The 20815-nt window shown below is 59.4% G+C and carries 22 protein-coding genes; 12 read left to right on the forward strand and 10 right to left on the reverse strand.

Annotation, left to right across the window (positions count from 1 at the left end; translation table 11 throughout):
* Positions 1-9: 9 nt before the first annotated feature.
* On the forward strand, positions 10-870 hold the full coding sequence (locus tag AWB70_RS02450) for an AraC family transcriptional regulator (RefSeq protein ID WP_053567263.1): 861 nt from the start codon (positions 10-12) through the stop codon (positions 868-870).
* Positions 871-872: 2 nt separating this feature from the next.
* Here AWB70_RS02450 and AWB70_RS02455 read toward each other — a convergent pair whose 3' ends face one another.
* From AWB70_RS02455 to dnaA, 4 genes are all read right to left on the reverse strand, one after another.
* Positions 873-1796: a phosphorothioated DNA-binding restriction endonuclease gene (locus AWB70_RS02455; protein WP_053567262.1), complete on the reverse strand. Its 924-nt coding sequence runs from the start codon at positions 1794-1796 to the stop codon at positions 873-875.
* A gap of 84 nt (positions 1797-1880) precedes the next feature.
* On the reverse strand, positions 1881-4364 hold the full coding sequence (gene gyrB, locus AWB70_RS02460; protein ID WP_053567261.1) for a DNA topoisomerase (ATP-hydrolyzing) subunit B: 2484 nt from the start codon (positions 4362-4364) through the stop codon (positions 1881-1883).
* A gap of 124 nt (positions 4365-4488) precedes the next feature.
* Positions 4489-5592, reverse strand: a complete 1104-nt coding sequence (gene dnaN / locus AWB70_RS02465; protein WP_014190082.1) for a DNA polymerase III subunit beta — start codon at positions 5590-5592, stop codon at positions 4489-4491.
* 266 nt (positions 5593-5858) lie between these two features.
* The gene (gene dnaA / locus AWB70_RS02470; protein ID WP_045450135.1) at positions 5859-7445 is read right to left on the reverse strand and encodes a chromosomal replication initiator protein DnaA; all 1587 of its coding nucleotides are present in this window, start codon (positions 7443-7445) and stop codon (positions 5859-5861) included.
* A 404-nt stretch (positions 7446-7849) separates the two neighbouring features.
* On the opposite strand from dnaA, the gene rpmH reads away from it, so the two are divergent.
* The 4 genes from rpmH to yidC all read left to right on the forward strand — a co-directional run bounded on the left by rpmH (position 7850) and on the right by yidC (position 10572).
* The gene (rpmH, locus tag AWB70_RS02475; protein WP_006998755.1) at positions 7850-7984 is read left to right on the forward strand and encodes a 50S ribosomal protein L34; all 135 of its coding nucleotides are present in this window, start codon (positions 7850-7852) and stop codon (positions 7982-7984) included.
* 88 nt (positions 7985-8072) lie between these two features.
* On the forward strand, positions 8073-8525 hold the full coding sequence (gene rnpA, locus AWB70_RS02480; RefSeq protein ID WP_321166994.1) for a ribonuclease P protein component: 453 nt from the start codon (positions 8073-8075) through the stop codon (positions 8523-8525).
* A 62-nt stretch (positions 8526-8587) separates the two neighbouring features.
* Complete coding sequence (yidD, locus tag AWB70_RS02485; RefSeq protein ID WP_053567577.1) at positions 8588-8893, forward strand: membrane protein insertion efficiency factor YidD; 306 nt, start codon at positions 8588-8590, stop codon at positions 8891-8893.
* A gap of 8 nt (positions 8894-8901) precedes the next feature.
* Positions 8902-10572: a membrane protein insertase YidC gene (gene yidC / locus AWB70_RS02490; RefSeq protein ID WP_053567260.1), complete on the forward strand. Its 1671-nt coding sequence runs from the start codon at positions 8902-8904 to the stop codon at positions 10570-10572.
* A gap of 62 nt (positions 10573-10634) precedes the next feature.
* On the opposite strand, the gene AWB70_RS02495 is transcribed toward yidC, so the two are convergent.
* Positions 10635-11048, reverse strand: coding sequence for a hypothetical protein (locus AWB70_RS02495; protein WP_053567259.1), 414 nt, complete (start codon positions 11046-11048; stop codon positions 10635-10637).
* A gap of 178 nt (positions 11049-11226) precedes the next feature.
* Positions 11227-11643 (reverse strand): helix-turn-helix domain-containing protein, encoded by a 417-nt coding sequence (locus AWB70_RS02500; protein WP_041730866.1) that lies wholly within the window; start codon positions 11641-11643, stop codon positions 11227-11229.
* Positions 11644-11956: 313 nt separating this feature from the next.
* Here AWB70_RS02500 and mnmE point away from each other — a divergent pair, with 313 nt between their 5' ends.
* On the forward strand, positions 11957-13345 hold the full coding sequence (gene mnmE, locus AWB70_RS02505) for a tRNA uridine-5-carboxymethylaminomethyl(34) synthesis GTPase MnmE (RefSeq protein WP_053567258.1): 1389 nt from the start codon (positions 11957-11959) through the stop codon (positions 13343-13345).
* Positions 13346-13357: 12 nt separating this feature from the next.
* Here the strand turns inward: mnmE and AWB70_RS02510 are convergent, their stop codons facing one another.
* Both AWB70_RS02510 and AWB70_RS02515 read right to left on the reverse strand, forming a co-directional pair.
* Positions 13358-13828 carry an SgcJ/EcaC family oxidoreductase gene (locus tag AWB70_RS02510; protein ID WP_053567576.1) on the reverse strand — a complete coding sequence of 157 codons (471 nt, stop codon included), beginning with the start codon at positions 13826-13828 and terminating at the stop codon, positions 13358-13360.
* A complete protein-coding gene (locus AWB70_RS02515) occupies positions 13825-14451 on the reverse strand; it encodes a LysE family translocator (protein WP_014192782.1) in 627 nt (208 codons plus the stop codon). Before AWB70_RS02515 ends, AWB70_RS02510 begins: the two co-directional genes overlap by 4 nt.
* A 388-nt stretch (positions 14452-14839) precedes the next feature.
* Here AWB70_RS02515 and sap1 point away from each other — a divergent pair, with 388 nt between their 5' ends.
* Together sap1 and AWB70_RS02525 are read left to right on the forward strand one after the other, a co-directional pair.
* Entirely contained in the window at positions 14840-15184 is a 345-nt protein-coding gene (sap1, locus tag AWB70_RS02520; protein WP_014192781.1) for a surface attachment protein Sap1, read from the forward strand.
* 176 nt (positions 15185-15360) lie between these two features.
* A complete protein-coding gene (locus AWB70_RS02525; RefSeq protein ID WP_045451732.1) occupies positions 15361-15912 on the forward strand; it encodes a YaeQ family protein in 552 nt (183 codons plus the stop codon).
* 3 nt (positions 15913-15915) lie between these two features.
* On the opposite strand, the gene AWB70_RS02530 is transcribed toward AWB70_RS02525, so the two are convergent.
* Positions 15916-16323 (reverse strand): VOC family protein, encoded by a 408-nt coding sequence (locus AWB70_RS02530; protein WP_053567257.1) that lies wholly within the window; start codon positions 16321-16323, stop codon positions 15916-15918.
* A 421-nt stretch (positions 16324-16744) separates the two neighbouring features.
* Between AWB70_RS02530 and AWB70_RS02535 the strand changes: the two genes are divergently transcribed.
* From AWB70_RS02535 to AWB70_RS38165, 4 genes are all read left to right on the forward strand, one after another.
* Positions 16745-17119 carry a Rap1a/Tai family immunity protein gene (locus AWB70_RS02535; RefSeq protein WP_053567256.1) on the forward strand — a complete coding sequence of 125 codons (375 nt, stop codon included), beginning with the start codon at positions 16745-16747 and terminating at the stop codon, positions 17117-17119.
* A gap of 323 nt (positions 17120-17442) precedes the next feature.
* Entirely contained in the window at positions 17443-18549 is a 1107-nt protein-coding gene (locus tag AWB70_RS02540; RefSeq protein ID WP_053567255.1) for a DUF262 domain-containing protein, read from the forward strand.
* 10 nt (positions 18550-18559) lie between these two features.
* Complete coding sequence (locus AWB70_RS02545) at positions 18560-19285, forward strand: HEPN domain-containing protein (RefSeq protein ID WP_053567254.1); 726 nt, start codon at positions 18560-18562, stop codon at positions 19283-19285.
* Positions 19286-19430: 145 nt separating this feature from the next.
* A complete protein-coding gene (locus tag AWB70_RS38165) occupies positions 19431-20093 on the forward strand; it encodes a hypothetical protein (protein ID WP_143281595.1) in 663 nt (220 codons plus the stop codon).
* A gap of 90 nt (positions 20094-20183) precedes the next feature.
* Here AWB70_RS38165 and AWB70_RS02550 read toward each other — a convergent pair whose 3' ends face one another.
* Entirely contained in the window at positions 20184-20504 is a 321-nt protein-coding gene (locus tag AWB70_RS02550) for a hypothetical protein (protein ID WP_053567253.1), read from the reverse strand.
* Between the last annotated feature and the right edge of the window lie 311 nt (positions 20505-20815).

The following is a 20815-nucleotide window of genomic DNA, read 5'->3' on the forward strand; positions in this document are numbered from 1 at the left end:
GAGCTGGCGATGAGCGAAAAGCCTTACGAGACGCGGCTCGCGCGCGTGGTCGCATATATCCACGATCATCTCGATGACCCGCTCGATCTCAATCGGCTCGCGGAGGTGGCGTGTTTGTCGCCGTATCACTGGCATCGGATTTATCACGCGTTCTACGGCGAAACGGCTGCGGCGACGGTGCGCAGGCTGCGGCTGCATCGCGCGGCGAATGAACTCGTGCACGGCGCGGTGCCGATCGATTCGATTGCCGAACGCGCCGGTTACAGCAGCGTGCAGGCGTTTTCGCGGGCGTTTCAGGCGAGCTACAGGATGGCGCCGGGGCAGTTTCGCAACGAAGGCGGCGCGTCGATGTTCGTTTCTTTCGATGACTTTCGATCAGGAGATACGGCGATGCATCAGGTTGATATTCGCACTCAAGAGGCTTTTACCGTCGCGGCGATGGAGCATCGCGGCTCGTACATGGAAATCGGGCGCGCGTTCGAGATGCTGTTCCACTGGCTCGCCGTGCGCGGGTTGGTGGACCCTCGGGCGCGCTCGCTCGGCATTTACTTCGACGATCCGGCGGCGGTTGCCGAAGACGATCTGCGTTCGATGGCGTGTTGCGAGTTGTTCTCTCCCGGCGACGTGACATTCGAAGCGCCGGTGTCGCGCGTGGAGGTCGCGGGCGGTGAGTTCGCTGTGCTGACGCACGTCGGGCCGTATGCGCAGCTTTGTTTCGCGTATCAGTGGCTGTATGGGGAATGGCTGCCGAAGTCGGGACGCGAGACGGGTGAGACGCCGGTTTTCGAGGTGTACGTCAACGATCCGAGGGAGACGGCACCGGCGGATTTGGTGACGGAGATTTGGGTGGGGTTGAAACAAGCCGCGTAACGTCAGAGCGGCCGCGCACCGCCCTTGAACACCTGCTCGCGATGCCAATCGATGAAGCGCTGTTCCGGGTGGTGCTCCCGTCGCACGGGCGCGTTCAGTGGCCTGCCGTGGTGTCTGAGCAAGACCTCGTCGAAGCGCTGGCTGCCGTGCGCCTTCTCTGAAACGAGAACACGAAGATCATCGCTCAACGTGAACGCGCCGATATCGAAGAGCTTGTGATGCAGGCAGCACAACGCGATGCCGTTCTCCACGACGTCCGGCCCGTTCGCCTGATGCCACATGATGTGCGCCGCTTCCAGGCCGATCGTCATGTTCCCGATGCGCAGATCCAGATCGCATAACGCGCATCGATATTGATACGCAGTGAGCACGTCGCTGCGGAATTCGGGATCGCGTCGCCGGCGTGCGACGTTGATGCCATCGCAGGCCGTAAGTGCTGCTTCGTCATCGAGCGCAAGGCCGACCGCATCCAGAATGTCGTTGTGAATGCTCTCGGGAAAGTGCGCGGCGAGCAGCAAGCGGGCGATCGCATTGATCGCCTTCGGATCATGCTGGAGAAGTTGCTGTACGTCGTCCGAAAAGTGTCCGGTCGCGTTCATTCCGCGCAGTTGCGTCTTCGTCAGATCATTTCGGCGCGCGATGACCTCGGGGGCCGTGTCGACCGTCACCTCCCAGACATCGTCGTTCCTCAACCGAACGAACGGCATCTCGGGATAGAGCGTGCGACGTGCGGGCGCGAATTCGCGAAGAAGCTCGCACAGTTTGCCCTCGAACTCGCGGAAGGGAACATCCTTGACACCTCGGGCGAACAAACCGAGCGCCAGCAAAACAAGAAGCGGCTTATGAGGCGCGCGCTCGCCCTGGCGTTGCCAGGTATTCAGATGCGCGAAACGCTGAAGAACTTCCGGAAGACTGGAGGTGCTCATTAGTCGAACAAGCCATCGACGACAAAGAAAAACCCGTGACGCTCTTCGCGAACACGGGTCTGATGGAGCGGAGAGACTTACGCCTCAAACATCAATATTCCCCGCCCGCAACGCATTACTCTCGATAAACGCTCTGCGCGGCTCCACGTCATCGCCCATGAGCGTAGTGAAAATACCATCCGCCGCAATCGCGTCTTCGATCTGCACGCGCAACAGACGCCGCACGTTCGGGTCCATCGTCGTTTCCCACAGCTGCTCGGGGTTCATCTCACCCAAACCCTTATAGCGCTGCTTCGAAACATTCCGCTCCGCATCCGCGATCAGCCACTTCATCGCGCTCTTGAAGTCGTTCACGGCCATCGACCGCTCGCCGCGCTTGATCAACGCGCCTTCGCCGATCAATCCCTTGAACGTATCCGCCGTCGAAACGAGTTGCTTGTAGTCGGCGGTCAGTTGAAGGTCTTCATCGAACACCGACACCTTCACGTTGCCATGATGACGCCGCTTGATACGCAGCGAACGCAGTTCCCGCACCTGATCGTACGCGGCCTCCACCGACACTTCCGGCTTCAGCGGATCGGCACGCAAGCGCTCTTCCAGCCGCTTCGCCGAAGTAGCCGCCGCTTCCTCGGATGACAAATCGATGATCACGCCGTCCATCACCGCTTCCAACGCCGTTGCGTCGTAAATACGGCTCAGGCGGTCAACCACCGCTTGTGCCAGCAAGTACGCGCGCGCCAACTCACCGAGCGCGTCGCCGGAAATAGGATCGGCGCCCTCGCTCGCAGTCAGTTCCGACCCTTGCAGCGCGAGCCTCAACATATGCTGATTCAGCTCGTGCGCGTCCTTCATATACCGCTCGTCCTTGCCCGCCTTGATCTTGTAAAGCGGCGGCTGCGCGATATAGATATACCCGCGCTCGACGATCTCCGGCATTTGCCGATAGAAGAACGTCAGCAAGAGCGTGCGGATGTGCGCGCCGTCGACGTCCGCATCGGTCATGATGATGATGCGGTGATAACGCAGCTTGTCGAGGTTGTAATCGTCCTTGCCGATGCCGCAGCCCAGCGCCGTCACCAGCGTGACGATCTGCTCGGACGAGATCAGCTTGTCGAAGCGCGCCTTCTCGACGTTCAGCACCTTGCCGCGCAACGGCAAAATAGCCTGGAACTTGCGGTCGCGCCCCTGCTTGGCCGATCCACCCGCCGAATCGCCCTCGACGATATAAATCTCCGACTTCGCCGGGTCCTTCTCCTGGCAATCCGCGAGCTTGCCCGGCAAGCCGATGCCGTCGAGTACGCCCTTGCGGCGCGTCATTTCCCGCGCCTTGCGCGCCGCGTCACGCGCACGCGCCGCATCGACGATCTTGCCCGTGATGATCTTCGCGTCGTTCGGCGTTTCCTGCAGATAATCTTCGAGCGCCTTCGCGACGATTTCCTCCACCGGCGCGCGCACTTCCGACGACACCAGCTTGTCCTTCGTCTGCGAGCTGAACTTCGGCTCCGGCACCTTCACCGACAGCACACACGAAAGACCTTCGCGCATGTCGTCGCCGGTCGTCTCGACCTTCGCCTTCTTCGCGATCTCGTTATCGACGATGTACTTGTTGATGACGCGCGTCATCGCCGCGCGCAGGCCCGTGAGGTGCGTGCCGCCGTCGCGCTGCGGAATGTTGTTCGTGAAGCAGAGCACGCTTTCGTTGAAGCTGTCGTTCCACTGCATCGCCACTTCGACGGTCACGTTCTCGCGCTCGCCGATCGCGTGGAACACGGTCGGATGCAGCACCTGCTTCGCCTTGTTGATGTACTCGACGAAACCCTTCACGCCGCCCGCGAACGCGAAATCGTCTTCCTTGCCGGTGCGCTGGTCCGTCAAGCGGATACGCACGCCGTTGTTCAGGAACGAAAGCTCGCGCATGCGCTTGGCGAGAATGTCGTAGTGGAATTCGACATTGCCGAAGATGGTCGCGTCCGCCAGGAAGTGCACTTCGGTGCCGCGGTTTTCCGTGTCGCCGACAACAGGCATCGGCGAATACTGCACGCCGTCTTCCTCGACGATCTCGCGGTTCTGCACGACGCCGCGCGCGAACTCCATGAAGTGCTTCTTGCCGTCGCGGCGCACGGTGAGGCGCAGCCATTCCGACAGCGCGTTCACGCACGACACGCCCACGCCGTGCAGGCCGCCCGACACCTTGTAGCTGTTCTGGTCGAACTTGCCGCCCGCGTGCAGCTCCGTCATGACGATTTCGGCGGCGCTGCGCTTCGGATCATGCTTGTCGTCGCGCTTGAGGCCGGTCGGCACGCCGCGGCCGTTATCGGTGACGGAAATCGAATTGTCCGCGTGAATGACGACGTGAATGTCGTCGCAATAGCCCGCCAGCGCTTCGTCGATGGAGTTGTCCAGCACTTCGAAAACGAGGTGATGCAAACCGGTGCCATCCGACGTGTCGCCGATATACATGCCCGGCCGCTTGCGCACAGCCTCCAGACCTTCGAGGATCTGGATCGACGAGGCGCCGTAGCTGTTGTCAGGCTTGTTGTCGGGTTGCGAATTTGTGTTTTCAGTCATGGAATTTTTCCGGTTCTGCGTCACTGCTTCGACACTGCTGCGATTACTGCTCGAACTTTTCAAAACACCTTAAAAACGCCAAAGGGGCGCGCCGCCCCTTGGAGTGTTTTCGGTATTGCGCGCTTCAAATGCGCATCGGCATCACCACATACTTGAATTCCTCGTTCTCGGGAATCGTGATCAGCGCGCTGGAATTGGCGTCGCCGAGGCTCACCTGGAGCGTATCGACCTTCAGATTCGCGAGCACGTCGAGCAGATACGTGACGTTGAATCCGATATCGACGGTATCGCCCTGATAAGCGATCTCGAGTTCTTCCTGCGCCTCTTCCTGATCCGCGTTCGTGGACATGATCTTGAGCTGGCCCGGCTCGACGAGGCAGCGCACGCCCTTGAACTTGTCGGAGGTCAGAATGGCCGCGCGCTGCAACGAACGCTGCAATTCCTCGCGGCCGATTTCGAACGAGTTCTTGTGCGCCTTCGGAATCACGCGCTGGAAGTCGGGGAACTTGCCCTCGACGAGCTTCGACACGAGTTCGACCTGACCGAAGCTGAACTTCACCTGCGTCGCGGCGATGTCGATCTTCAGTTCGTCGTCGATGTCTTCGAGCAGGCGCTGGAGCTCCAGAATCGTCTTGCGCGGGATGATCACTTCCTGACGCGCGAACGAGCCTTCGATTTTCATCGACGAGAACGCGAGACGGTGGCCGTCGGTCGCGACCGCCATGAGCTGGTCGCCGTCCACCACAAGCAGCATGCCGTTCAGGTAGTAACGGATGTCCTGCTGCGCCATGGCGAAATAGACCATGCCGAGCAACTGGCGGAACGTTTTCTGCGGAACCGAAAGGCTCGCGCCGAAGTCAGTAGCCTGGTTGACGGTGGGAAATTCGTCGGCGGCGAGCGTCTGCAGCGCGAAGCGGCTCTTGCCGGAACGCACGGTCAGGCGCTTGTCGGAGAGGTCGAGCACGACTTCGCCCGAAGGCATCGCGCGGAGAATGTCCAGCAGCTTGCGCGCGGCGACCGTGGTGGCGACCTGGTCGCTGCCGACGCCGAAATCGGCGCGGGTCGTGATCTGGAGTTCGAGGTCGGTCGAGAGGAACGACACGTCGGCGCCGTTCTTGGTAATGAGCAGATTTGCGAGGATCGGCAACGTATGGCGGCGTTCTACGATACCGCTCACGGTTTGCAGCGGCCTTAGAAGATTATCTCGTTCGGTCTTGACCAGTTGCATAGAGTTCCTTCGTTGATGTGACGGCCTGTCCGCCGGTTTCGCCACCAGAATTGCCCGACGGACAACCTCGTAACACGCGTTGCCGGCCCCCCGCCGGTCACTCGCGAAAGCTTTGCGCTCGAAAGCCGCCCAGGCCTTGGACGGCTAAACCTATATTGTGCCTCAAAACGGAACCGCTCCCTAAAAATGGGGACGTTTTCGTCAAAAAACAGCCTTTCGGGCGCAATAAATGACGCGTGCGTTCTCGACGCCGCCCCGCGCGTTCGTCAGCCCTTCAGCGTCTGTTCGAGCACGTGCAGTTCGTGGTTCAGTTGCGCGTCGTTGCCCCGCTCCGCCGCGATCTTGCGCACCGCGTGCAGCACGGTCGTGTGATCGCGTCCGCCGAAAAGCTCGCCGATCTCCGGCAGGCTCTTTTGCGTCAGCTCCTTTGCCAGATACATCGCGATCTGGCGCGGGCGCGCAATGTTAGCCGGCCTCTTTTTCGAATACATGTCGGCGACCTTGATGTTGTAGAAATCGGCCACCGTCTTCTGAATGTTCTCGACGGAAATCTGCCGGTTCTGCACCGTTAGCAGGTCTTTCAGCGCTTCCTTGGTCAGCTCGATGGTGATGTCGCGGCCATGGAACTTCGAGTACGCGAGGATCTTGCGCAGAGCGCCTTCGAGCTCGCGCACGTTCGAGCGCAGATGCTTCGCGACGAAGAACGCCACGTCTTCGGACAGGCTCACGCCTTCGGAGAGCGCCTTGCGCATGAGAATGGCCACGCGCATTTCCAGCTCGGGCGGCTCGATCGCGACCGTCAGGCCGGAATCGAAGCGCGAGATCAGGCGATCGTCGATGCCGGAGATTTCCTTCGGATACGTATCGCTCGTGATGATCACTTGCGCCTTGTTCGCGACGAGCGCCTCGAACGCGTAGAAGAACTCTTCCTGCGTGCGCGACTTGCCGGAGAAAAACTGAATATCGTCGATGAGCAGCAGATCGAGCGAATGGTAGTAGCGCTTGAAGTCGTCGAACGCCTTGCGCTGGTACGCCTTCACCACGTCGGACACGTATTGTTCCGCGTGAATGTAGCGAATGCGCGCGCCCGCCTTGTCCATCAGCAATTGATTGCCGATGGCGTGGATCAGGTGCGTCTTGCCGAGACCCACGCCGCCATACAGAAAGAGCGGGTTGTACGAAATGCCGGGGTTGTCCGCGACCTGAATCGCGGCAGCGCGGGCAAGCTGGTTCGCCTTACCGGTGACGAAATTGTCGAAGGTCAGCACCGGATTCAGTTTCGAACGCTCGTAGGCGGAATCGGTTTCACCGCCGGCCGACGACGGCGCGCCGCCCGGGCGCCACGTGCGCCGGCCCGCGGCGGCTTCGTTCGCGTCGAGGCTCGGGAGGTCGAGATCGGCCTGGTCTTCCTGCGTGGCTTGGGCGGCTTGCTGGGCCGCCTCGGCTGCGAGCGCGTTGATGTGCGCGGTGGCGTTCGCGTGTGCGACGACGCTCGGCGGCTGCGGCGCGGCCGCCGACGGCGCCGGGGCGCGCGGCGCAACCGGTGCGCTCGCGGTCGGACGCGGCGCCGCGGCGGGGCCGCCGCCGATCGCGTTACGCGCGGTGGCTTTCGGATCGAGGACGAATTGCACGTCGATGGGCGCGCTGAAGAAGTCGCGCGCCACATCGGTGATGCGGCCCGAGAACTGGCTCTTCACCCAGTCGAGCTTGAAGCGATTGGGAGCGGCGATGCGCAGGGTGTTCGCGTCGGCATCGAAGTCGACCGGGGTCAGCGGCTTGATCCACGTGACGTACTGCTGCGGCGTGAGTTCGCGCGCGAGCAGTGCGGAACAGTGTTCCCAGAAATCGTTCATCGAATGCGGTCGTTATGGTTGCTCCGCACCTGCGGGCCGTGCTTGCCGAACGTTCGGCAAGTCCCGGCACAGCCGAGCAGGCATGCTCCGGAGGCTTACGCCGCAAGGGTTTGCGGGCGACTGGCGGGCCGAAGCAGCGGGCGGATATTTGGGAGTAAGGCGAGATTCTAACGCCAAACGAGGGTGTCGCGCGAGTTATCCACAGGGTCAAATCAACGCGCCGCGCGGGACGGATTTGTATCGGAATATGGGTTCGCTGGGGCTAAACTATTGACGGTCAATAGGAAAACGGTTTAAATAGCGGGTTCCGCGAAAACAGAATTCCTGAACCTCCGGCCATCGCGCTTGCAGTGACCCCACTGGAGCCTTAGCCCGCGCGGTCGATCAACTCAAGTGAGAGCACCATGAAACGTACTTACCAGCCTTCCGTTACGCGCCGCAAGCGCACCCACGGTTTCCGCGTTCGCATGAAGACCGCTGGCGGCCGCAAGGTCATCAACGCTCGCCGCGCGAAGGGCCGCAAGCGCCTGGCAGTCTAAGCCTGCCGATGGCAGCTCGCGGTCGGATTCATCAGTCAGCGAGCCGCTCACGCGCCGCACAGAAGTCTTGAGACAGGACATCGTTCAGTTGCCGGCGCAGGCCGCGTTCCCCAAGGCCGCAAGGCTGCTGAAAACGGATGAGTTCTCATCCGTTTTTCGTTTGCGCCCCTGGCGTCGCTCGCCGCACTTCGTTCTGTACGGCAAGCCGTCGGGGATGCAAGCGCGGCTCGGTCTGGTGATCGGCAAGAAGCAGGCGCCGCGCGCCGTCACGCGCAATCTGATAAAACGGCTTGCGCGCGAGGCGTTCCGGTTGCGCCGCGGGCAGTTGAACGGATTCGATATCCTCATTCGGCTGCACATGAAGATCGACCGAAAGGCGATGCCGAGCGCAAGCTCACCGCCGCTTCGGGCGCTCATCGGCGGCGAACTGGAGGCATTGCTCGACCGTGCCGTGCGCGAAGCGCTGCGCCGCTCGGCCGAACCCGTGGCGGCGCCTCATGCGCCCGCCGTCGACGAAACACCCGGCCCGTCTGGGTCATGAAGCGCGGACTGCGCCGGATTTGCCTTCCACGGATCGCGATTCCGGCGCGCGGCGCGAAGCTTATGCAAACGGCACTCATCGCGTTGTTGCGCTTCTACAAGGTTGCTGTGAGCCCTCTGCTCGGCAACCGGTGCCGCTTTTATCCTTCCTGTTCCGACTACGCGCGCGAAGCAATCCAGTATCATGGCGCCGCGCATGGCACGTATCTCGCCGTGAAGCGGCTTTGCCGCTGCCATCCTTTTTCGGCCGGCGGCGTCGATCTCGTGCCGCCTCCCAACGCACATGAATCGCGCGCGGACGCTAAAAGCCCCGAGCAAGACAAGCTTTCAACACTAAACGGCGCTGAAGCGCTTTCCGATCGACACTGAGACAACGCATGGATATCAAACGCACCGTCCTATGGGTCATCTTCTTCGTGTCAGTTGTCCTGCTGTTCGACAACTGGCAACGCGACCACGGGCGCCCGTCGATGTTCTTCCCGAGCGCGACGCAGCCGGCTAAGACCGCCAGCAATCCCGCACCGGGTTCCGCCACGCCGGGCGCGCAGCCGTCCGAGCTGCCGAACGCGCCCGCGGGCACAGCCGCTCCGGGCACGGCGACGCCGCCCGCCACGGCGCAGGCCCAACTCGTCAAATTCACGACGGACGTGTACTCCGGTGAAATCGACACGCGCGGCGGCACGCTTTCGAAGCTTTCGCTGATCAAGGAAGGCGACGGCAAGCAGCCCGACCTGTACATCACGCTGTTCGATCACACGGCGAACCACACGTACCTCGCGCGCACGGGCCTGCTCGGCGGCGACTTCCCGAACCACAACGACGTCTTCACGCCGGTGCCCGGCCAGACCTCGCTGACGGGCGACGAGAAGACGCTGAAGATCGCGTTCGAATCGCCGGTGAAGGGCGGCGTGAAGGTCATCAAGACCTACACGTTCACGCGCGGCAGCTATGTGATCAACGTCGACACGAAGATCGAGAACGTCGGCACCGCGCCGGTCTCGCCCAAGCTCTACATGGAGCTCGTGCGCGACAACACGCCGGTCGAGACGCCGCGTTTCTCGCATACGTTCATCGGGCCGGCGGTCTATACGGAGCAGAAGCACTTCCAGAAGATCGACTTCTCCGACATCGACAAGAACAAGGCATCGTTCGAGCCGTCTTCGGACAATGGCTGGATCGCGATGGTGCAGCACTACTTCGCGTCCGCGTGGATTCCGCAGCAGGGCGTGAAGCGCGACATCTACGTGCAGAAGATCGATCCTGATCTGTATCGCGTGGGCGTCACGCTGCCGGCGCAGACGGTCGCGCCGGGACAGAGCGTGAATGTCGATGCGCGCCTCTTCGCCGGTCCGGAAGAAGAGCGCATGCTCGAAGGCATCGCGCCGGGTCTGGAGCTCGTGAAGGACTACGGCATGGTGACGATCATCGCCAAGCCGCTCTTCTGGCTGCTCGAAAAGATCCACGGTTATGTCGGCAACTGGGGCTGGGCGATCGTGCTGCTCACGGTGCTGATCAAGGCGGTGTTCTTCCCGCTGTCGGCGGCGAGCTACAAGTCGATGGCGCGCATGAAGGAAATCACGCCGCGCATGCAGCAAATCCGCGAGCGCCTGAAGAGCGATCCGCAGAAGATGAATGCCGCGCTGATGGAGTTGTACAAGACCGAAAAGGTCAATCCGTTCGGCGGCTGTCTGCCGGTGGTCGTGCAGATTCCGGTGTTTATCTCGCTGTACTGGGTGCTGCTGTCGTCGGTGGAAATGCGCGGCGCGCCGTGGATTCTCTGGATCCACGATCTGTCGCAACAGGACCCGTACTTCATCCTGCCGGTGCTGATGGCCGTCTCGATGTTCGTGCAGACCAAGCTGAACCCGACGCCGCCGGACCCCGTTCAGGCAAAGATGATGATGTTCATGCCGATTGCGTTCTCGGTCATGTTCTTCTTCTTCCCGGCGGGTCTCGTGCTGTATTACGTGGTGAACAACGTGCTGTCGATTGCGCAGCAGTATTACATCACGCGCATGATGGGCAAGAGCAAGGTGAAGGCGGCGTAAAGCTGCGGTTGGAATGGTTTGAATGTGAAAACGCCCGGCTTGCCGGGCGTTTTTGTTGTACGTCAGAATTCTTCATCGACAATGCGAGTCGCCCCTCGAAGGAACTCCAGCAGCCGTTCTTTCGGGGAGAGTTTGCCGTACGGATGGACCGCCTCTCTCGCTTCAAGAGTGTTGACGCCATTTCCGAAGGCGTCTGATGCGCCTGTGAGCCAATCACGAGACCTTCCAACGAGCGCGGTTAGGAGCGGCCAATTGTTGTCTGACGGAAATCCCTGTCCGTTAATCCAGCGCTGCGCAGTCGCATCCGTAAGTCGAACGCCAAACGTCGCATATATGGCAGTGGCCACGGCTTTGCCGCTTCCTGGTTTGAATGCTTCGCCGCGAAAAGGCGCAAGCTTATTAAAGTCCGGCTGCTTCGCGATCAACGCTTCGCGGAGCCGCTTCTTGAATACGGTAAGCGAGTGAGTACGTTTCATAGAGTGCAGAATGCGCGAATGTCTCTCTCTATCGGCCAAAAGCCTTTTGGCGCACCAAATGCCGCTTGGCAAACAGGAATCGCCACGCTTGTCCCGAGCCTTGCGCGGTAACGGTTTGGCCGATGATTCAGTCCACGGAGATTTATCCCAAAGTTACGAAAAATCTCCTGAAGGAGATTCACCGCTTCACCGCCCCATAAAACTGCTCGACAAGCTCTTCGAGTAAATAGCGATGATGCGGCGCCAAGGATTCGATCTTCGTCGCTAGTTCGAGCGTCTCCTCTGTCGCCGGATATTGTTCGTCGCGGGCGAGCGGTTTCGGCGTCGCCTGTGGATTGCCACTCGGCGGCGGCCCGTAGTGCAGCCAATGCAGATCGACCTTGAACCATTCCGCGAGCGTCTGCAGCTTATCGACGGTGGGAATCGAACGCGCGGTGAGCCACTTGTGCGCGGTCTGCGGCGAAACCGACTCGCCCTGATAGCGCAAATTGAATTGCAATGCGAGATCAGTCGCGCCGCGCATTTTTTCGTGCGCGCGAGTCATCGAGAATTTAAGCCGCTCGGAGAAATCGGCTTTTTCTTGTGGTGTAGGCATGGGCTGGATTGTGCAAGGCAAATGCCACTTACAAATCAACCAACTAGGTTCGATTTATCTCGATGCTGCCGGCTTTTATCTTCATTAAGTGTGAGAGATTGTTGCCTTAAGGCAACATACTTCGCGCAGCTCTCGCAAGCTGGTCGGGCCTGGCGTACCGTCCCAACGCAACGTTTCTTCTTCGGCCTCGTCTCGCCACTTTATCTCAAAAAAGATAATGAAGGCGACCGCTTTGCGCCTCTAGCGCGGCAGCGATCGGCGGGCTCCGCGATACAATGCCGACACTCCGAAGCCACCATTCCCCCTATCCGTCATGCTGAGCAACGACACCGATCCGATCGTCGCAATCGCCACCGCGCCGGGACGCGGCGGTATCGGCGTCGTGCGTCTGTCGTTCGGCCGGGCGGGCGAAGCTGCCGCGCAAAAGGCGATGCACGCGTTGTGCGGCCAGGCGCTCGCGCCGCGTCATGCGAGTTACGTCCCGTTCGTCGACGGCAATGGCGAAGCGCTCGATCGCGGCATCGCCCTTTACTTCCCCGCGCCGCATTCATATACGGGCGAGCATGTGCTGGAACTGCAGGGACATGGCGGCCCGATCGTGCTGCAACTGATTCTGCAACGCGCCATCGAAGCGGGCCGCGATTTCGGTCTGCGGCTCGCCGAACCCGGCGAATTCACGCGCCGCGCGTTTCTCAACGACAAGCTCGACCTCGCGCAAGCCGAAGCCGTCGCGGATCTGATCGAAGCGAGTACGGAAGCAGCGGCCCGCTCGGCCGGCCGCTCGCTGGAAGGCGCGTTCTCGCGCGAGATTCACGCGCTCGTTGAGGACGTGATTACGCTGCGCATGCTCGTCGAAGCGACGCTGGATTTTCCCGAGGAAGAGATCGACTTCCTCGAAGCAGCGGATGCGCGCGGCAAGCTCGCGCGCATCCGCGAGCGGCTCGACACGGTGCTCGCCGATGCGCGTCAGGGCGCGCTGCTGCGCGAAGGCTTGTCGGTCGTGCTCGCGGGACAGCCGAACGTAGGCAAGTCCTCGCTGCTGAACGCGCTCGCGGGTGCGGAACTCGCGATCGTCACGCCGATTGCCGGCACCACGCGCGATAAAGTCGCGCAGACGATTCAGGTCGAAGGCATTCCGCTGCACATCATCGACACGGCCGGGCTGCGCGATACACAGGACGAAGTGGAACGCATCGGCATCGAGCGCACGTGGGGCGAAATCGAACGCGCCGACGTCGTGCTGCATTTGCTCGATGCGTGCGAAGGCGCAACACCGGAAGATCACGTGATCGCCGCGCGGTTTCCATCGGGCGTGCCGGTCGTGCGGGTGATGAACAAGACGGATCTCGCAGGAGCGCCCGCCGCCGTACACGACAGCATCGGTCACGCACGGGAAGTGAATTTGTCAGCGAAAACCGGCGACGGCATCTCGCTGCTGCGCAACGAACTGCTCAAGATTGCCGGCTGGCAAGCCGGCGCGGAAAGCGTCTATCTCGCGCGCGAACGTCATCTGATTGCGCTGCGCGAAGCGCGCGATCACCTCGCGCTGGCGGCGGAACACGCCGATCAGCACTCGCAAGTGCTCGATCTTTTCGCGGAAGAACTGCGGCTCGCGCAGGACAACCTCAACGCGATCACGGGCGAATTCACGTCGGATGACCTGTTGGGCGTGATTTTCAGCCGCTTTTGTATCGGAAAATAAAGCGACGCTGCGCTACGCACCGTCTGGCTTGCCGACCTCGCGCAACTCTGCGCTGAGTTTCTCGCTCTCTTCCGGCCGCCCATGAAACGCCGCCGGCGTGTTCTGGAACATCTCGATTCGATACGCGACATCGCAGAGCGACAGCACCATCGTCTGAACCGCGTTCAAACTTGGTTCGAGCGCCGTCGCCCCGCGCGGCCACATGCCCGCGACGGCGCGTAACAACAGCGTCTGCCCGTTCGCCATGCGCCTCACCTCGCGCACCTTTGCCACGAAACGCGGCGTCGGATGCTGGGCGAAGATCGGCTGAAGGTGCGCCTCGATGCACGCGCGCCCGTCGATGGCGCTGCCGTCGATACCGACCAGACTGCCGCGATCGGCGAAACGCGCCGCCATCGCAGACGCGTCCTGCCGGTTCCAGTCGTCCAGCAAGCCGAAGTAGACGCGCCGTGCGCTCGCGCTCCAGTCGTCGGGCGTGCTCATGCCGCCTTCTTCCATGCCGCGGCGAAGACGCCCGCGCTCATCAGGAGCGCGCCGCCCGTGCGGTTGACCGCGCGCTGCACCGAAGGCTTGCGGATCGCCTTGCGCGCGCCCGACGCGAGCAACGCATACGCGAACGCGTTGGCCGCCGCGAGTCCGACGAAGGTCGCTTCCAGAATCGCGATCTGCGACACGCTTGCCGCGTGCGGATCGACGAATTGCGGCACGAACGCGACGAAGAAAATGATGCTCTTCGGATTCAGCATCGTGACGGCGTAGGCATGCGCCATGATGCGGCCCGTTCGCAACTCGCCGGTGGGCTGCACGGCGTCCGTATCGATGACCGGCGCGCGCCACAATTTGAAGCCGAGATAAACGAGATAAGCCGCGCCGACCCACTTCACGATCATGAACAGTTCAGCCGATGCCGCGAGCAGAACGCCCAGGCCCAGCATCGATGCGGTCATCGCGGTGAGATCGCCGAGCGCGACGCCGATGGTCGTCGCAAATGCATACTTGCGGCCGTGGCCGAGCGCGTAGGACACGACGAGCAATACGGTCGGCCCGGGAATCGCGACGAGAATCGCCGACGCAATCGCGAACGGCAGCCATTGAGCGAGGGTCATGCTGGTCTCCTGTGTTCGATGAGTGGATTTATCCACGAACGCGCAGGGCTTGCAATAGGCCGTTCAGCCAGCTTGACGTCGCGCGGCCTGTTCGCTTGCGCGCACGTTCGCCTAATGCGGCGCAACAATCTCCGTCGAGAGGCAAATTGCCGCACCTTTGCGACCGAAAACGTAGGCTTTCATTTCGCTCAAAGCGGCCTTTTCAACGAATTTCATTTAATCCACAGCGTGATCTATTTGGTTACCGTCCCTGCGACATTCTGACGTGTTGCGATCGCACACAACATATGCTTGCAACTTCGAGATACTCAATTAGCATGAGTCTTGCGGTTATCCGCTTTTAAATACATAGCTAATGTCGAAACGGTTACGTTTGGAGGCTATATACATGCAGAAACGCGCCAGTGCTCTCTTCGCGATGATGGGGTTGTTTGCAGTCGTTTCCGTAGCGCAAGCCCAGGACGCAGTCGTTCAGCCTCAGCAGACGTTCACCTTCCGGCCCAATTCTTATGGCTGCTTGTCTAAAGACAAGTTCGATTCGGCCGATCAGCATGCGAGAGCCGGCGAGCATCAAAAGATGCAGCAGTTTTTCGAGGGATTCGAATGCATTTCGACTCCGGTCGAATCGCATTTTCGCGTGATTCGCGTGGTGGGACATGACGTGGAATTCGTCAACGCCTCGAATAACGACACGCAAGGTATGTGGACCGCGGCTCGCTTTATCGATCAATAAGCGGTTTTTGACGATTCGATAAATAACCGTCAGCTATGCCGCGTGCCCGCCAGCGGGCGCGCGCGTTGGCGTCTTCCAAATCAGCATCGATTCAACGCACAATGTCGGTTTCGCGCGACGTCGTCGTGCGTATCGACAATTCTTGTCGCCGGCGAAGAACCGGCGTTCGATGCTGAATGGCTCTCAAATCCACGATCTACAAGGCCGACCTCCAGGTCGCCGATATGGATCGCCACTATTACGGCGATCATTCCCTGACCATCGCGCGTCATCCATCGGAGACCGATGAACGGATGATGGTGCGCGTCGCCGCCTTCGGCCTCTTCGCCGACGAGCGTCTCGAGTTCTGCAAAGGCCTTTCCGATACCGACGAGCCCGACCTTTGGCAAAAGGATCTCACCGGGCAGATTCAGACATGGATCGAGGTCGGCCAGCCCGATGAGCGGCGCATCTCGAAGGCGAGCGGCCGCTCGGAGCGCGTGATCGTCATCGCTTATGCGGGCAGAACGGCGGATATCTGGTGGCAGGGCGTGAAGGGCAAGGTCGAGCGCTTGCGCAACGTGACGGTCTGGTCGCTGGAAGATGGCGTCGCCGAAGCGCTCGGCAAGCTGGCCGAACGGACGATGCGTTTGCAGTTGATGATGCAGGACGGCGACGCGTCGCTGAGCAGCGAACGTGTCGACCCTGTCGCGATTCGCTGGAACGTCCTCAAAGCCGGCGCGCAGTAACGCTCAGGCTTCGGGCGGCCCTTTGAGCTCGATCATGTTGCCTTCGGGATCAAACAGATAGAGCGACGGGCCGAAGCCTTCGGCGCCATACCGCCGCGCTTCTTCGCCGATGCGCGCGCCGTGCTGTTCGAGGTGCGCGCGCAAGGCATCGGGATCGAACGGCTCGACGCGCACGCACAAATGGTCCATGTTGCGGCCCGCGTCGGGGGCGCCGCTTTCAGGGCGATCGATTTTTGCACCGACGGCGAGGAGATCGATGAGCGAACGGCCGGCGCGCATCTGCACTAAACCGAGGTCGCGCTGCTCTTTTTCGATGGGGCAGCCCAGGGCGGTGCGGTAGAAGTGGATCATGTTGTCGAGATCGAGGCAGCGAATCACGACGTGATCGATTTCACGGATGTTGAAGTGCATGTGGGCCTCGCGCGTGAATGTGAGGGCAGTTTAGCGCGACGGGGGTGGGGATGAGGGTGTTGCGGGAATGGAAAAGGGCCTGGTGGGTGGCCAGGCCCTTGGAAATTCGTGGTGGAGAGGAGGAGGATCGAACTCCCGACCATGTCTTCCGCCATCATCCCTAATTCGAGTGCGCCGCGCGTTTGGCTTGGACTGCGCCGGCGCCCATTTGGGACACCGACACGGGAAATTCTAGCAAGGGGGCGCGGGAATAGCTGGAAGAGATATGTGGCTCTGCGCCGGTCCAAATTGAACAACCCGCCCACTTGCGGCTCTACCGGCCACGCAGGCCGACACCAAGGGCACTGGCGAGCGCCGAGCTCGTCCGTGTTGAGCTCGGCGCTACAATTGCGCCCAAGACACTCTCTGAGCGAGCGCCGCAATGAAAAGATTCATTTTTCTGCCGCTTGTCGTTGCTACGTGGGCGTTCGCGCAACCCTCACGCGATGTTCACACGATCAATAGCGGTTTCCTCACAGGTAAGGCGTTCCGAGACGCACAACCTGCCATTCAGCAGGGCTACGTCATGGGTCTCGTCGACGGATTGTTCTTATCGCCAATGTTCGGGGCGCCCGAGCGACGCCCCAACCAGTTACAGACGTGTCTCTTGAGTCTGAATCTCGACAATCAGCAAATTGTCGCACTCGTAAGCCGAGAACTCGACGCCGACCCTGTCACGTGGAGCCAATCGGCCCATTCGACGGTCTTCCGTGCGCTACGGCAGGCGTGCGTCTCGCACGGCTACCCGTTCGATTGAGTCCTAGTCGGGTATCTGCCTCATGCACTGTCCGGGAATTAAAGTCCTGTAGTGCCTACGCGACGACATGCCGTCCAGAGGCGCGTAGACGTCCAACCCTGCGCATTCAGGTTCGAGCAAATCTCATGCTGTGCGTGTTGCTGCATGGGCTCGGCTCACGGCGCCTAATGCACGGTGGACGCTTGCTCTTGCACCGCCATATGGCAATACACGCCTTTGACCCCGGCCCTCGAGCGCGGCATACTGTCGCCTAAACGAACTGCATTCCGAATTAGCAACAATGACTTAATCACGTTGCCCTTTCTGGCGACAATTGGATAAAAATGCCCACGAAGAAAACCGGTCACCAACTGGCTGATATCCTGTTCCCCGAGGCTAGAGAACAGCAAGAGTTCGCAGACGGGATACTCTCGGTTCCTCCTGAACAACGTAAGCTTCACACCGAAACCTACGACTTCACCGTCGAGACTATCGTGGAAAAACTCGCGGACGAATCCATTTATATCCCCCATTTCCAGCGGCGTTACGTTTGGACAGAACCGCAGGCTTCCCGATTGGTTGAATCGCTGATAATTCAATGCCCGATCCCTGTCATTTACCTCAATCAAGAGAACGACGAACGACTTTCCGTAATTGACGGCAATCAACGTCTTACAACGATCAAACGCTTCATAGAAAATCAATTCGCGTTGAAGGGGCTAACCGCCTACCCAGAACTTGAAGGCAGTCGATTTTTTGAACTCGACCCGCGCTTTCAGCGCCACATACAAAATCGAACATTGCGATGCATTGTCATATTGAAGGATACGCATCCGCAAGTAAAATTTGATGTATTTGAAAGACTAAATACCGGAGCAGCAAAGCTTACCCCACAAGAGTTACGTCATGGCCTCTATTTCGGCGATTTGATGACGCTCGCCGCTGCGGTAGTAAAGGAAAGTGAGCTTTTGGCTCTGTTAGAAATAAAGAACGACAAGCGGATGAAGGCCGAGGAGCTTGTGCTACGCTTTTGGGCTCTCAATTCAGAATTTCAAAATTACAGAAAACCGTTAGCAACGTTTATAAACACATTTTCAGAGAAAAACCGACGCCTAACCAGCGAAGAACAAGAGCAATTCAAAAGAAATTTTGCCAATACTCTTGGCGCGGTCAGATCGCTTCTGGGAGATTTGACCTTTAGGATCTTCGACCGCGCTCTTCGTGTAGAAAGCTCGTTCAACTCGGCTCTGTATGACGCTCTCATGTTGGGTGTCGCTCAGCTCATGGCGAAAGACGATCTTACGGCGATATCGACAAAGAAAGCGCAACTATTGCTGGCCGGCTTGATAGAAGGGGACGAACAGTTTCGCAAATCGATCAGCATCGCGACTAGTGACGATAGCCAAGTTAGATACCGCGTCAATGCTATTCGCAAGTTGTTCGCCAAATAAGAGTGAACTGATGGCCTACAAGAAGAGTCGCGCGCGGACACAACTAAGCACGGTTTATTCAGAAATTTCAGATCGCCTCAAGCTTGCAGATCGGAAAGTGATTGACCCTGTAATCAGGGAGTATGTAATTGCCGCAGCGATATTTCTTGCACACGCGGAGATCGAAAATTTTATCGAAGACATTGTTGCCGGATTTGCGCAAGGAATTAAGGCGAAGGCGTTGAAGGGTTCTTCCCTCCCAGGAAATCTTAGGTCGCACTTATTTTTGACAAAAGCCAATGCCATACAGATTTTCGGAAATTATCTGGCCGCCAGCTCCGAAAAAGATCTATTAAAAAATTTCACGACGGCGATGCAGGGATCGGCAGGGGACATTATGACTGATCAAAAGGTTGTGACCCATATTACTGGAAAGGATATTTATGGAAGCCTTAAATATCCGTCAGAAGACAATCTGAAAAAGCTGTTTTTTCGTTTGGGCATCAATGATCTTTTTCAACAGTTGAGCGCCCATTTGAAGCAAGATGCCGTCGCGTTGCTCAAGTCATTGGGGAGCTTACGCACTCAGCTTGCGCACACGGGAACCTTGCCTGGAATATCTTGCAAAGACGTCCGTGAGAAACTGGATGACGCTGAACGTTTTGTCAGCGCCTTAGATCGGCTCATGTATCGAATCACAATCGAAAATCTGGGGGCTGCCATTTGGCGAAAGCATCTATGTCAGCCCGCAACATGACGCTCCCAATCCAGCAACCTAGCCCAAACCGCCGCACACAATGCGAACGTGCTCGACGTCGCGACGGATATTCAAGTGTTCAAGAGGAGTGCGCCAAGATGCAACTGTGGGGTCAATCGCTAGATTTTTGGGACCGACTGTGCGTTTGCGGAATATGGATTTCCGGTTTCGCAGGGCTATTGCCGTAATCGCGGGCCTTTTCACGGGCATTGTCGGCCATCAATTGTCAGAACTCAGCCAAAAAGCCGCCGACGAGCGGATCGCTGAAGCCAACGCGCGAGGCGATGAAGCGAGAGCTCTGGCCGCCAGTTCCAATGAACGTGCCAAGGAATCGGAATTAAGACTGGAGCGGTTGCGCAGGCAGGTGGCCCCTCGTCAGCTCAAACGCGACATTTTCTTGGCGGCTCTGAATGGCCAACCCAAAGCACGCGTTGAACTTGTATATTTGCGTGACGACCCAGAATGTTTTGATGTCGCCCAGCAAATCTGGCGCGCTTTGCAAGACGCTCGATGGGATGTGTTGCCCCCCGCTCCAATTCTGCAGAGCGCATCACCCGGCGCGTTACAAAGCCCAACCGCCGTGACTGTCGACGGCCAGCCCGCTGGCGTAACGGTCGTAACGGATTCGGTTTCAGAGAGAGAGTCGAATGCGGGCGTCGAACAGATGACAGGGCAATCGTGGGAGAAAACGCCGTGGACGGTGCTTACTTATGCGCTTGTCCAGTCGTTGGGCCAAGCAGGTGGTCATGGCGGCGGCCCAAATAGTCCGCCAAAGGGAACGCTTCGCGTCGTCGTTGCCCCGAGGTGATAGCGCGGAATAGACGCGTCAGCCATCGATGCACGCCACCCGCCCATGACTTGCACCCTTGCGGTCCTAGGATCTTGCTCCCGGCGGGAGTCATGGACTGGTAGTCGTCTCGTCAGCGATCCGCGTGAATACGTCGTTCTCGAACACGAGCGTCACTTGATACTGCTGCGCTCCGGGCAGCGGCGAAGTGCCCCATGTGCAAACAGTAATACCGCCAGACGAACTCTGCGCCCTAGGCTCTCCGACGACCGACACAATGTCGTCGTAGGTCTTGCCCCCCATGTTTCCCAGCGATACGAATCTGCTATTCAACGATTTCGCTTGCGACTGTCCGGTCATTGAGTTGAGGCATCCTCCCACGAACAACACGGCAAATGCAATTCCCATGACTATCAGGTAGCTCTCGGCCATCTATTCCTCGTTGTGCGGTATAAGATTTTTTTTGTGGCACTGAAAAAATTTTTAACGACCCCCTGCGCCATCGCTCAATTTTTCTAAGACCACCTACCTCATGGCAGGCCGGCATTTTGTCTGGCTGGTTCCGGGCGCATGTCTTGTGCCGGGTCGTTCGTCAGGTAATAGCGATCAATTGCCACTTGCGAGCGAGAGCCGGACGTGACCACCTGCGAAGTCGGAGGCGCGCGTTTGATATTTCGTGCTTGTTTCGCTTGCGACAGAAATAGCCCCGCAATGTCTACGAACCGACGGCTTTCGTCTGATTA

This window comes from Caballeronia cordobensis (assembly GCF_001544575.2).
Lineage (GTDB): Bacteria > Pseudomonadota > Gammaproteobacteria > Burkholderiales > Burkholderiaceae > Caballeronia > Caballeronia cordobensis.